Genomic DNA, 13,169 nt, shown 5'->3' on the forward strand with positions numbered 1-13,169 from the left:
ACTCCTCGCAGCGGCCGCAACTTCTGCGAGGAGTCCGCGAAGAGACCGCTCAGGCGGCGCACATGGACTGCATGACTCCCTTTGAGGATCGGCGCGCCGTACGTGGCAGGGGAGAAGGCCAGCGTTTGGATGATCGAGAGCGGTGTGGTCACGCTGGAGGCCACGCCGGTGAAGCCGAGGGTCATGTTGCCCGCGGTGAGCAGCAGGCTTGTGACGTCGAAGGTGAGGGTGGCCAGGTCGAACGCGTGATCGACGCGCACCTCGGCGAGCGGCACGGTGTTCAGCGCGCGGCCCTCGTAGACGCTGAAGCCGAGGTTGGTGAGGAAGGTCGGCGGCCCGTAGTCGATGGCGTGCACCAGCGGGCCGAGCTCCTCGGTGCGACGCGGCAGCGCCAGTTCGGCGACCCGGTTCTCGTTCAGGAACGACCGCACGGCGTCGGCGGCGTGCATGACGGGCCGGTCGAGCGGCAGGTCGGCGGTGTCGAGGTAGGTCCTGGTGCGTTCGACGAGCGCGGCGGTGGTGAGCTCGGCCAGCGGGGTGCAGGTGCCGTCGGCGCGCACCAGGGCGGTCCCCGGCCGCCTTCCCCCCTGACCGCGGACCGACTTCCGATACGCTGGGCTCCCGTGACCGTCGCATCGTCCCCCGGTAACTCCGCCAACCCCTCCGCACAGTTCGATCTGATCGTCGTCGGCTCCGGCTTCTTCGGGCTGACCATTGCCGAACGCGCCGCCAATATCCTGGGCAAACGCGTCCTGGTGCTAGATCGCCGCTATCACATCGGCGGCAATGCCTACTCGGAGCCGGAACCGGAAACCGGGATCGAGATCCACAAATACGGTGCGCACCTGTTCCACACCTCGAACAAGAAGGTCTGGGACTACGTCACCCAGTTCACCGAGTTCACCGGCTACCAGCACCGCGTGTTCGCGATGCACAAGGGGCAGGCCTACCAGTTCCCGATGGGCCTCGGCCTGATCTCGCAGTTCTTCGGTCGCTACTTCACCCCCGACGAGGCGCGCGCGCTGATCGCCGAGCAGGCCGCCGAGGTCGAGACCAAGGACGCGCAGAACCTCGAGGAGAAGGCCATCTCGCTGATCGGCCGCCCGCTCTACGAGGCGTTCGTCCGCGACTACACCGCCAAGCAGTGGCAGACCGATCCCAAGGAACTGCCCGCGGGCAACATCACCCGCCTTCCGGTGCGCTACAACTTCGACAACCGCTACTTCAACGACACCTTCGAGGGCCTGCCCACCCAGGGGTACACGAAGTGGCTGGAGAACATGGCCGCCTCCGAGCTCATCGAGGTCCGGCTGGACACCGACTGGTTCGCGGTGCGCGACGAGGTGCGCGCCCAGAGCCCCGACGCCCCCGTGGTCTACACCGGCCCGCTGGACCGCTACTTCGACTACAGCGAGGGCGAACTCGGCTGGCGCACCATCGACTTCGAGACCGAAGTGCTCGAATCCGGTGACTTCCAGGGCACCTCGGTGATGAACTACAACGACGCGGACGTGCCGTACACCCGCATCATCGAGCCGCGCCACTTCCACCCCGAGCGCGAGTACCCCACCGACAAGACGGTGATCATGCGCGAGTACTCCCGCTTCGCGCAGACCGGCGACGAGCCGTACTACCCGATCAACACGCCGGAGGACCGCGCCAAGCTGCTCGCCTACCGCGAGCGCGCCAAGCAGGAGACCGCCTCGGCGAAGGTGCTTTTCGGCGGCCGCCTCGGCACCTACCAGTACCTGGACATGCACATGGCCATCGGCGCCGCGCTGAGCATGTTCGACAATGTGCTGCGACCGCACCTGGAGTCGGGCGCGCCTCTCGTGGATCAGGAGGCGTAGGTGAGCCACACTCGCGAAGCCCTGCTCATCGAAGCCGACCGGGTGCGGGTGTCCCGCACGGACGCGGAAAGTGCAGAATGACCTCTTCACCGATGTTGGAAGACATGACGACCGAGACCCGCGCGAAATCGCTGCTGCAGCGCATCATCCTGCCCCGGCCGGGTGAGCCCCTCGACGTGCGCACCCTCTACCTGGAGGAATCGGCGACCAACGCCAAGCGCGCGCACGCGACCACCCGCACCTCGCTGTCCATCGGCGCGGAGTCCGAGGTCTCCTTCTGTACCTACTTCAACGCGCTGCCCGCCAGCTACTGGCGCCGCTGGAGCGTGCTGACCTCGGTGGTGCTGCGGCTGGAGCTGGCCGGACACGGCCGGGTGGACATGTACCGCTCCAAGGCCGACGGCTCGAGAATCCACGTGCAGGGCAGCGAGTTCGCGGTCGCGTCGGGCGCCGACTCGACGACGGTGGAGTTCGAGACCGACCTGGCGCCGTTCGAGGACGGCGGCTGGATCTGGTTCGACATCACCACCGACACGGCGGTCACGCTGCTCTCCGGCGGCTGGTACGCCCCGGTCGAGGCGCCGGGCGACGGCAGTATCGCGGTCGGCATGCCCACCTTCAACCGGCCCACCGACGCGGTGAAGACCCTCGGCGCCCTCGGCTCCGACCCGCTGGTGCTGGAGAAGATCAAGGCCGTCATCATCCCGGATCAGGGCACCGAGAAGGTCGTCGACGAGCCCGGTTTCGCCGAGGCCGCCGCCGTGCTCGGCGATCGCCTCGCCATCCACGACCAGCCCAACCTCGGCGGCTCCGGCGGCTACAGCCGGGTCATGTACGAGGCGCTGAAGACCACCGACGCCCAGTACATCGTCTACATGGACGACGACATCGAGATCGAGCCCGACTCGATCCTGCGCGCGCTGGCCTTCTCCCGGTTCGCCAAGTCTCCTGTGCTGGTCGGCGGGCAGATGCTCAACCTCCAGGAGCGCTCGCACCTGCACGTCATGGGCGAGGTGGTCGACCGGAGCATCTTCATGTGGACGGCGGCCCCGAACGTCGAGTACGACCACGATTTCTCCAAGTACCCGCTGCGCGACCGCGACAACTCCAAGCTGTTGCACCGGCGCATCGACGTCGACTTCAACGGCTGGTGGACCTGCGTGATCCCGCGCCAGGTCGCCGAGGAGATCGGCCAGCCGCTGCCGCTGTTCCTCAAGTGGGACGATGCCGAGTACGGCCTGCGCGCCCGCGCCGCCGGCTACCCGACCGTCACCCTGCCCGGCGCCGCGGTCTGGCACATGGCGTGGAGCGACAAGGACGACGCCATCGACTGGCAGGCGTACTTCCACCTGCGCAACCGCCTGGTGGTCGCCTCACTGCACATGCCTGGCGACGGGCGCGGCATGATCGTCAACACCGTCAAGGCCACGCTCAAGCACCTGCTCTGCCTGGAGTACTCGACGGTGGCGATCCAGAACCTCGCCATCCGCGACTTCCTCGCGGGCCCGGAGCGGCTGTTCCAGCTGCTGCCGAGCGCGCTCGGCGCGGTGCACGCGCTGCGCAAGCAGTACCCGGACGCGGTGATCCTGCCCTCCTCCACCGACCTCCCGCTGGCCAGCCACATCGGCGTCGGCGCGGTGGGCGAGCCGCCGAATCCGATCGCGAAGGTCGTCCGGCTGGTCAAGGGCGTGGTGCACAGCCTGCGCCCGGCACACACCGAACACCACGAGACCCCGCAGCTGAACGTACCGACGCTGGACGCGCGCTGGTTCCTGCTCTCGCAGGTCGACGGCGTCACCGTCACCACGGCCGACGGCCGCGGCGTCGTCTACCGCAAGCGCGACCCGCGCCAGGCCTTGGCCCTGTTCAAGGAGGCCATGCGGCTGCGCAAGGAGCTCGCGGCCCGCTTCCCCGAGATGCAGCAGCGCTACCGCGCCGCGCACCCGCGGCTCACCAGCACCGCGGCGTGGGAGAGCGCATTCGGCATCGAGCAGGACGGAACCAAGTAGTGAGTGCGGTCAACCCCAGCCTCCAGGATTCGGCCGGCAGGCCACCGGAGGTCGCGATCATCAATGCCGTGCAGGCGAGCATCGGCACCAACCCGACGGTCGTCTCGGCCGCGCGCGGCATGTCGCACTTCGGCGAGCACGCGCTCGGCTGGGTCGGCATCGCGGCCGCCGGCTGGTTGCTCGACAAGCCGCGGCGGCGGCAGTGGGCCGGGGTCGCGGTGGGCGCGGTCGGCGCGCACGCGGCCTCCATCGTGATCAAGCGCGTGGTCAGGCGCCCGCGCCCGAACGATCCGTCGGTGCAGGTCAACGTCGGGACGCCGAGCAAGCTGAGCTTCCCCTCCTCGCACGCCACCTCCACGACGGCGGCTGCGGTGTTGCTCGGCAGACTCACCGGGCTACCCTTGCCTGCGGTGCTCGTACCACCGATGTTGCTCTCCCGAGTCGTACTCGGGGTGCACTATCCCTCCGACGTGCTCGCCGGATCCGCGCTCGGTGCCGCGTCCGCCGCTGCCTTGCTAGCCGCCGAAAAGAGACTTGATAGTGACCGCACACGAAAAGGCCTTGGTTGACATGAGTGAAGAGCCGACCGGCGCCGATCTGGCCGAGGCCGTTGTCAAGGGTCCGCCGAAGACGCTGGCGGGCGGTCTTATCAAGGCTTGCCGGCCGCGTCAGTGGGTCAAGAACGTCCTCGTGCTCGCCGCCCCGCTCGCCGCGGGCTCGGTGACCGAGATCGACGTGCTCGCCCATGTCGGAGTCGCCTTCGTGGTGTTCTGCATGGCGGCCTCGGGCATCTACCTGGTCAACGACGCGCTGGACGTGGAGGCCGACCGGGCCCACCCGACCAAACGGTTCCGCCCCATCGCGGCGGGCGTCGTCCCGGTGAACCTGGCCTACGGCCTGTCCGCGGTCCTGCTGATCGGCTCGATCGTCGGCTCGTTCCTCGCGGCCTGGCAGCTGGCGGTGGTGATGGCGGTCTACATCGCCATCCAGCTGGCCTACTGCTTCGGGCTCAAGCACCAAGCGGTGCTGGACATCTGCATCGTGTCGAGCGGCTTCCTACTGCGCGCCGTCGCGGGTGGCGTGGCAGCGGACATCCCGCTCTCGCAGTGGTTCCTGCTGGTCATGGCGTTCGGTTCGCTGGTCATGGCAGCGGGCAAGCGCTACGCCGAACTGCAGATCGCGCTCGCCACCGGCGCCAAGATCCGCAAGTCGCTCGAGTACTACACGCCCACCTACCTGCGCTTCATCTGGACGCTGGCGGCCACCGCCGTCGTGGTGTTCTACGGGCTGTGGGCCTTCGAGCAGGATCGAGCAAACGACACCACCTGGTTCGCCATCTCGATGATCCCGTTTACCATCGCAATCCTGCGTTACGCGGTCGACGTCGACGGTGGCGAGGCCGGAGAACCCGAAGAGATCGCGCTGGGGGATCGCGTCCTCCAGTTCCTCGCAATCGCCTGGATCGGAGCGGTAGGTGTCGCTGTCTATCTCACCTGACGAGATGTTGGTAGAGGGAGCGGAGCGAACTGAAGACGAGGCGGAACGCCCTGCCAACGCGCAGGCGAGCTCCGCCTCGTCGTTCGACCGCCTATCCCGAGCCACGTTCGTCGGTGGGATCGCGCTCACCGCGGCGCTCTTCGCGGTCGGCGGCTGGCAGCGGCGCTGGATCGCCGACGACGGCCTGATCGTGCTGCGTACCGTGCGCAACCTGATGGCGGGCTACGGCCCGGTGTTCAACATGGACGAGCGGGTGGAGACCAACACCAGCACGGCGTGGACCTACATCGTCTGGTTCTTCAGCTGGCTGACCCAGGCGCGCCTCGAGTACGTGGTGCTCGGCATCGCGCTGACGCTCTCGGTGGCCGCGATGGTGTTCGCCATGCTCGGCACGGCCCGCCTGTGGGGCGGCACGAAGTCGGCGCTGCTGCTGCCCGCGGGCGTGCTGGTCTACATCGCGGTGCCGCCCGCCCGCGACTACGCCACCTCCGGTCTGGAGAGCGGCCTCGTCATCTGCTGGCTCGGCGCGCTGTGGTGGTTGATGCTGCGCTGGGCGCAGGCCGAGCGGGTGCGGCTCGCCGGGCTGTTCGGCCTGGTGTTCTTCGCCGGACTGGCTCCGCTGATCCGGCCGGAGATGACGCTGGTCGGCGCGCTGGCGCTGCTGATGATCTTCTTCGCGCCGCTGCCCGAGACCCGGTTCCGCCCGATCGTGCTGCGCGCGGGCATCGTCGCCGTGGCGGGCCTGGTGCCGCTGGGCTACCAGATCTGGCGAATGGGCTACTACGGCCTGCCCTACCCGAACACCGCTGTCGCGAAGGACGCGGGCGGGGCGAAGTGGAGCCAGGGCTTCACCTATCTCTGGGACCTGGTAGGCCCGTACTTCCTGTGGATTCCGCTGCTCGTGCTGTTGATCGTCGGCGTCGTCGCGGCGCGCGCGACGGATGCGCCGCCGGCGAGCGGTGCGTCGGCCGCGGCGCAGGGGCGGCTGAGCCGGTTCAGCGCGTGGCTGCGCTCGCCCGCCGCGGTGGTCACCCTGGTGCTGGTCAGCGGGTTCCTGCTGACCGTCTACGCGCTGCGGGTCGGCGGCGACTTCATGCACGGGCGGATGCTGCTTCCGCAGCTGTTCCTGCTGCTGCTTCCGGTCGCGGTGATCCCGTTGCGGCTGCCCGAGGGCGGGCTCAGCGCGGTGAACTGGTCGTTCGCGGTGATCCTGATCGCCTGGCTCGGCACGCTCGGCTGGGCGCTGTTCGCCTCAGGCACCACGGCCATCAAGACAGGCACCAAGATCAGCGCGTCCGGCATCGTCGACGAGCGCGTCTACTACGTGCTCAACACCGGCCACGACCACCCGATCCGGGCCTCGGACTATCTCGACTATCCGCGCATCCGGGCCATGGTGAACAACATCCAGGAGACGCCGAACGGCGGCCTGCTGCTGAACTCGCCGTCCTTCATGTTCTGGTACATCGCGCCGCCGCCGCAGCCCATCCCCGACGGCGGGACCGGGCACACGGTGTACTTCCTGAATCTCGGCATGACCAGCATGAACGTCCCGCTCGACGTGCGCGTCATCGACCAGATGGGCCTGGCCTATCCGCTGGCCGCGCACACCGAGCGCCTGGTGGACGGCCGCATCGGCCACGACAAGAGCCTGTACCCGGACTGGGTCGTCGTGGACGCGGGCATGGTCGACAGGAAGCCGTGGATGCCCTGGTACCTGGACGAGAAGTGGGTCACCCAGGCTCGCACGGCGATGTCCTGCCCGGAGACCCAGGCGCTGCTGGTGTCCTCGCGCGATCCGCTGACGTTCGAGCGCTTCCGGCACAACCTGCGCAACGCGCTGTCGTTCGCCAAGTACCGGATCGATCGGGTGCCGAAGTACGAGATCGAGCGCTGTGGGCTGGTCGATCCTTTCCCGCAGCCACCGAACTGAGCTCGCGAGTCACACCGCGCTGGGGAGTCACACCGATCTCTAGAGCCACACTGGGCCCACGGATGACCGTGGGCCCAGTGCTTTCTGGTCAAGTTCTCATCAACGTGGCGTACAACGCTCTATCTCTTTTTGATAACGCCCTGGCATCGATGGCGGGTTAGGCTCATCCGGTACGCCCGCCGGGGTGTCCACTCGTCGTGGACGAAGACCGGCGGTCTCCGTCGAGTCGCGGCCCTCTTCGGTCGCATATACAGGGAAAGGCCGAATACAAGATGCGAGGCGTGATCGGGCGCAACACGCGGGCTGGTCGCCCGCGTGCTCGAAGAGCCGGTGGATGGCTCAAGAAGTCGGTATTGGTCTCGATGGCCATCGTGCTACCGCTCGGGGCGTCGGTGGCAGGTGGGGGCGCCACCGCATCCGCGGCGTTCAACCCGGAAGGATTCGACTTCTGGGTCGACTCCAGCATGGGCCCCATCAAGTCGCGCATCTTCCGCGCGGCCGACGGCAACACCAATCGCGTGGTGTACGCGCTGGACGGTATGCGCGCCCGCGGTGACCTGAACGGCTGGGAGATCGACACCGAGGTCGCCCGCGAGCTCAGCAAGTGGAACATCAACGTGGTCATGCCGGTCGGCGGCCCGTCGAGTTTCTACGCGGACTGGAACGCGCCGAGCACCTTCCTCGGCATCCCGACCGGCTCGGGCCCCACCGGCTCGTCCGCGGGCTCCTCGATGACCGGTTCGTCCGGCTGGAACGAGACCCTCGGCAAGGTCAACACCTACAAGTGGGAGACCTTCCTGACCGAGAACCTGCGCTGGGCCCTGCGCGACCGGCTCGGTTTCAGCCCGAACCGCAACGGTGTGTTCGGTCTGTCGATGGGCGGCAGCGCCGCGTTGACGTTGTCGGCCTACCACCCGGATCAGTTCAGCTTCGCCGGTTCCTACTCCGGCTACCTGAACGTCTCCGCACCCGGCATGCGCGAGGCGCTGCGCGCGGCGATGCTGAGCGCCGGTGGTTACAACATCGACGCGATGGCGCCGCCGTGGGGCCCGCAGTGGCTGCGGATGGACCCGTTCGTGTTCGCGCCGCAGCTCAAGGCCAACAACACCCGCCTGTGGATCGCCGCGGGTAGCGGCCTGCCCGCCGCGGGTGACGTGAACACGCCGCTGGACGTCGTCCAAGGCGTGCCGCTCGAAGCGCTGGCGCTGGTGAACACCAGGGCGTTCCAGGTACGGATGGCGACACTGGGCGCAAGCAATGTGACCTACAGCTTCCCGCCCGTCGGCATCCACAACTGGCGCAACTGGGAGTCCGAGGTCTACCGGATGATTCCGGACCTCTCGGCCAACATCGGCTGATTCGACGTTCGACCCGAAGCCGCCCGGCGCCACCGCGCCGGGCGGTTTTTTTCGTGCGCCGAGCGGGCCGCAAGCGGGGTCGACAACGAATCGGCAGCGGGGAAATCACGAATCCTTGTGGCTTGTATCACTTTCCAGCAACATAGAAGCATCCGTTGTCGATTGATACACAGAGAGCATGCACAGAGGTCGAAGCATCCGTTTTCAGCGCGGACGGGTGATCTTGGTGCCTGATGAGGGGGCCGGTCGAGTTGCTTGCTGTTTGCCCTCGTCCGGTCGTCGAGGGAAAGGTCTAGTCGAATGCGTAATGTCCGCTGGAAACGCGCCCGTAGAACGTCGTCCGGATCGTGGACGCGGAAGTGGGCACTCGGAATCGCGGTCGCGATGTTGGCGCCCCTGGGGGTTTCCGTAGCGGGCACCGGGGCGACGGCCTCGGCGGCCTTCGATCCGGCGGCCTTCGACTTCTGGGTCGATTCGGGCATGGGCCCGATCAAGTCCCGCGTCGTGCGCGCCGCGGACGGCAACACCAACCGGGTGGTCTACATCCTCGACGGTATGCGGGCTCCCGAGAGCCTCAACGGCTGGGAGATCGAGACCGGCGTCCCCGCGCTCCTGGCCAGCTGGAACATCAATGTCGTGATGCCGGTCGGCGGCATGTCCAGCTTCTACGCGGACTGGAACGCGCCGAGCGAATTCCTCGGCATCCCCGCGGGTTCCGGCTCCAGCTCCGGCTCCGGCGCGATGAACGCGCTCGCGGGCGGTCCCGGTAAGAGCTACCGCTACCAGTGGGAAACCTTCCTGACCCAGAACCTGCGCTCGGCGCTGCGCGACCGGCTCGGCTTCAATCCGAACCGCAACGGTGTGTTCGGTCTGTCGATGGGCGGCAGCGCCGCGCTGACCCTGGCGGCTTACCACCCGGATCAGTTCAGCTTCGCCGGTTCCTTCTCCGGGTACCTGAACAACTCCGCCCCCGGCATGCGCGAGGCGATCCGCGTGGCCATGCTCGACGCTGGCGGCTACAACGTGGACTCGATGGCGCCGCCGTGGGGCCCGCAGTGGCTGCGGATGGACCCGTTCGTGTTCGCGCCCAACCTGATTCGCAACGGCACCCGCCTGTGGGTGGCGGCGGCCAGCGGCCTGCCCTCGGCCACCGATTCGCCGAGCTTCAACACCCTCAACGGCATGGGGCTCGAGGCGCTCGCGCTGGTCAACACCCGGGCCTTCCAGGCGCGCATGGCGACGCTCGGTGGCGGCAACGCCGTCTACTCCTTCCCGGCGTACGGCATTCACGCCTGGAACAACTGGGCCGAAGAGGCGAACCGCATGCTTCCCGACCTGTCCGCGAACATCGGCTGAGCGCTACGCAGAGGACCGCTCGGAGCCACCTGGCTCCGGGCGGTCCTTTTGTTTTCCGCGTTGGCTGAGCGGTCGCCAGCGGATGAACGTCTACCGACTCCCGCACCCGTAAGCGTCCCCTGCGGGGGCGAACGGGCCGATGTCCGGTTTTGGTCACGATCCGATATCGCAGCGCGTCTCGGGGGCCTCTGCTTCGAATACCCGCATATAGAAGAGCAGTACCGCCGAAACCTGCGCTCCTCCGGTTCTCGGCGCCGAGTGGCGATCCTCATGCACGACGGTTGCGGTCAACGGTGACCGCGCGGGCGAAAGGTCTGGTCGATGCGAGTTGACGCGATGAGTGAATGCAGTGAGCGAATCATGTACCGGCGGGCCGCGCGCATGCTGGAGCCGAGCGTCAGCGAGGCGCAGGCATGAGCGGTGCGGTTGCCGGGGTACGGACTTCACAACGGTGGTTACGGCGCTCGGTCGCCGGTCTGGCACTCGCCCTCGCGGTGCCGTTCGGCGCGGCCAGCGCGGGGCTGAGCGCCCCGGCCGCGGCGAGTTTCGATCCGGCGGGCTTCGATTTCTGGGTCGACTCCAGCATGGGCCCGATCAAGAACCGGATCTTCCGCGCCGCCGACGGCAACACCCAGCGCGTCGTCTACGCGCTGGACGGGTTGCGCGCCCGCAACGACCTGAGCGGCTGGGAGATCGACACCGACATCTCCCGCGTCCTCACGCAGTGGAACATCAACGTGGTGATGCCGATCGGCGGCCAGTCCAGTTTCTATTCGGACTGGATCGCGCCGAGCAACACCAACGGCCAGGCGATCACCTACGCCTGGGAAACGTTCCTCACCGAGAATCTGCGCTGGGCGCTGCGCGACCGGCTCGGTTTCAACCCGAACGGCAACGGCGTCTTCGGTCTGTCCATGGGCGGCAGCGCCGCGCTCGCCTTGGCCGCCTATCACCCCGACCAATTCCGTTACGCGGGTTCGTATTCCGGATATCTGAACATTTCGGCGCCCGGCATGCGCGAGGCATTGCGGCTGGCGCTCCTCGACGCGGGCGGTTTCAACATCGACGCCATGTGGGGGCCGCCGTGGGATCCGCGCTGGCTGCGCCACGACCCGTTCATGTTCGCACAACTGTTGCGGCAGCACGGAACTCGGCTCTGGATCTCGGCGGGAAGCGGCATGAGCGGCCCGCGTGACGTGATCAATGCTCCGATCGACCTGTATCACCTCAACAACGCCAGGGCGCTGGAGACGCTCGCGCTGGCCAACACCCGCGCTTTCCAGTCCAAGATGGACAGCCTGGGCGGTGCGAACGTGATCTACAACTACCCGGAGATCGGCGTGCACAGCTGGCCTTACTGGAACGATCAGGTGCTCGCGATGTTGCCCGATATGAGCGCGCATATTGGATGACGTAACAAATGCGACGTCGGGGGGCGACCCCCGACGGTCGCCACCGCCGCTCCGGTGCATGCCCCGGTACCGCGTGCGCCGGGCGGGCGGCGGGCTCTCGGCGAGCGGCAGCGCCGCGCTGTCGCTCGCCGCGCCGCATCGCGGTCGGTTCGAGTTCGCCGGATCGTTCTCGGGTGTGCTCGATCTCTCGAGGCCCGGCGTGCGCGAAGCGATGCGCCCGGCAATGCTGCCGGATCGCACGCCGTACGGCGGCGTTCTGTCGGCCCATTTCCGCCCGCGCGGGTAATCCTTCGGTGACGGACGATATCGATCACTTCTGGATTACGTAACAAAATCGACGGTCGGGGACGACATCACTGCTGGAACGCGGTAGGGTCACCGCACGATCACAGATTGTGCGCGGGCGGATTTCGGCCACCCGGCCGACCGCAGCCTTGCTAAGGATTCGGACGTCGAATATCCTCCTGCGAGCGCAAGTGTGACCAGATCGTTGTAGCGCCGTCGATTGATGCCGGAATGTCGGGAACCGGCATGGGTGTGACGCGCGTCGTTGGCAGCACGGGTGTCGTCTCGCCGGATCGGCATGGCGACACCGCAACAGCAGAAAGTGAGCAGGATTCATGCGTTTCGGCAGGGCCGCCGCGCCGAGTGTCAAGTCGGGTCGGCAAGGCGCACCTCGTGGTTGGCGTCATCGAATTCTGGGTGTCGGTGCGGCTGCACTGGCGCTTCCGATCGCCGCCGGATTGGCTTCCCCGACCGTCGCCACCGCGGCTCCCGTGCACGCGCCGGTGCTGCGCGCGCCCGCGGGTGGCTACGAAGAGCTGATGGTCCCGTCCCAGATGGGTCCGATCAAGGTCCAGGTGCAGTGGGCATCGCGCGGCGGCAACGCGGCGCTGTACATGCTCGACGGCCTGCGCGCTCGTGACGACCGCAATGCCTGGTCGTTCGAGACGAACGCGATGGACCAGTTCAAGAACGACAACATCACCCTGGTGATGCCGGTCGGCGGCCAGTCGAGCTTCTACACCGACTGGTACGCGCCCAGCAACACCAACGGTCAGAAGACCACCTACAAGTGGGAAAGCTTCCTGACCAACGAGCTGCCGAACTTCCTCGCGGGCTACGGCGTCTCCAAGAACAACAACGCGGTCATCGGCCTGTCCATGGGCGGTAGCGCCGCGCTGGCCCTGGCCGCCTACCACCGCGACCAGTTCAAGTTCGCCGGCTCCTACTCCGGCTACCTGAACATCTCGGCGCCGGGCATGCGCGAGGCGATCCGCATCGCGATGCTGGACGCGGGCCGCTACAACGTCGACTCGATGGCCGCGCCGTGGAGCCCGCAGTGGCTGCGGATGGACCCGTTCGTGTTCGCGCCGCAGCTGAAGGGCCTGCCGATGTACATCTCGGCGGCGTCGGGTCTGCCCGGTCAGTTCGACCGGCCGAACTCGCCGGTCGGCCTGTTCAACACCGGTAACGCGATGGCGCTCGAGGCCCTGTCGCTGGTCAACACCCGCGCGTTCCAGGTTCGCCTCGGCTCGCTCGGCATCCCGGCCTTCTTCGACTTCCCGGCCGCGGGTACCCACTCGTGGAAGTACTGGGAGGGCCAGCTGTGGAACTCCCGCAAGGGCATCCTGGACGCCACCGGCGCCTGGTGATCTCCGCGCACTGAACAACGGCACGGCGCCGCCGCTTCCTCGTGGAAGCGGCGGCGCCGTCGTTTTCGCCGGGCCGCCCGACACGCCGTAAGGCAACCG

Annotated in this window: 10 protein-coding genes; all 10 read left to right on the top strand. The window is 67.6% G+C overall.

The window, feature by feature from the left end; translation table 11 throughout:
* Nucleotides 1-623: 623 nt before the first annotated feature.
* Nucleotides 624-1,850, top strand: coding sequence for a UDP-galactopyranose mutase (glf, locus tag AC3ERS_RS11420; RefSeq protein WP_431966393.1), 1,227 nt, complete (start codon nt 624-626; stop codon nt 1,848-1,850).
* A 77-nt stretch (nt 1,851-1,927) separates the two neighbouring features.
* Nucleotides 1,928-3,859 carry a glycosyltransferase gene (locus tag AC3ERS_RS11425; protein ID WP_431966395.1) on the top strand — a complete coding sequence of 644 codons (1,932 nt, stop codon included), beginning with the start codon at nt 1,928-1,930 and terminating at the stop codon, nt 3,857-3,859.
* Between the two features lie 56 nt (nt 3,860-3,915).
* A complete protein-coding gene (locus tag AC3ERS_RS11430; RefSeq protein ID WP_431966777.1) occupies nt 3,916-4,428 on the top strand; it encodes a phosphatase PAP2 family protein in 513 nt (170 codons plus the stop codon).
* 1 nt (nt 4,429) lies between these two features.
* Nucleotides 4,430-5,356, top strand: coding sequence for a decaprenyl-phosphate phosphoribosyltransferase (locus tag AC3ERS_RS11435; RefSeq protein WP_431966397.1), 927 nt, complete (start codon nt 4,430-4,432; stop codon nt 5,354-5,356).
* A gap of 4 nt (nt 5,357-5,360) precedes the next feature.
* A complete protein-coding gene (locus AC3ERS_RS11440) occupies nt 5,361-7,289 on the top strand; it encodes an arabinofuranosyltransferase AftB family protein (RefSeq protein ID WP_431966399.1) in 1,929 nt (642 codons plus the stop codon).
* A 272-nt stretch (nt 7,290-7,561) separates the two neighbouring features.
* Nucleotides 7,562-8,647 (top strand): alpha/beta hydrolase, encoded by a 1,086-nt coding sequence (locus tag AC3ERS_RS11445; protein ID WP_431966401.1) that lies wholly within the window; start codon nt 7,562-7,564, stop codon nt 8,645-8,647.
* A gap of 300 nt (nt 8,648-8,947) precedes the next feature.
* The gene (locus AC3ERS_RS11450) at nt 8,948-10,003 is read left to right on the top strand and encodes an alpha/beta hydrolase (protein ID WP_431966403.1); all 1,056 of its coding nucleotides are present in this window, start codon (nt 8,948-8,950) and stop codon (nt 10,001-10,003) included.
* Between the two features lie 413 nt (nt 10,004-10,416).
* The gene (locus tag AC3ERS_RS11455; protein ID WP_431966405.1) at nt 10,417-11,415 is read left to right on the top strand and encodes an alpha/beta hydrolase; all 999 of its coding nucleotides are present in this window, start codon (nt 10,417-10,419) and stop codon (nt 11,413-11,415) included.
* 58 nt (nt 11,416-11,473) lie between these two features.
* On the top strand, nt 11,474-11,701 hold the full coding sequence (locus tag AC3ERS_RS11460; protein WP_431966407.1) for an alpha/beta hydrolase-fold protein: 228 nt from the start codon (nt 11,474-11,476) through the stop codon (nt 11,699-11,701).
* Nucleotides 11,702-12,035: 334 nt separating this feature from the next.
* Entirely contained in the window at nt 12,036-13,070 is a 1,035-nt protein-coding gene (locus AC3ERS_RS11465; protein WP_431966409.1) for an alpha/beta hydrolase, read from the top strand.
* The last annotated feature ends 99 nt before the right edge of the window (nt 13,071-13,169 follow it).

The sequence above is a fragment of the Nocardia sp. bgisy134 genome, assembly GCF_057708325.1.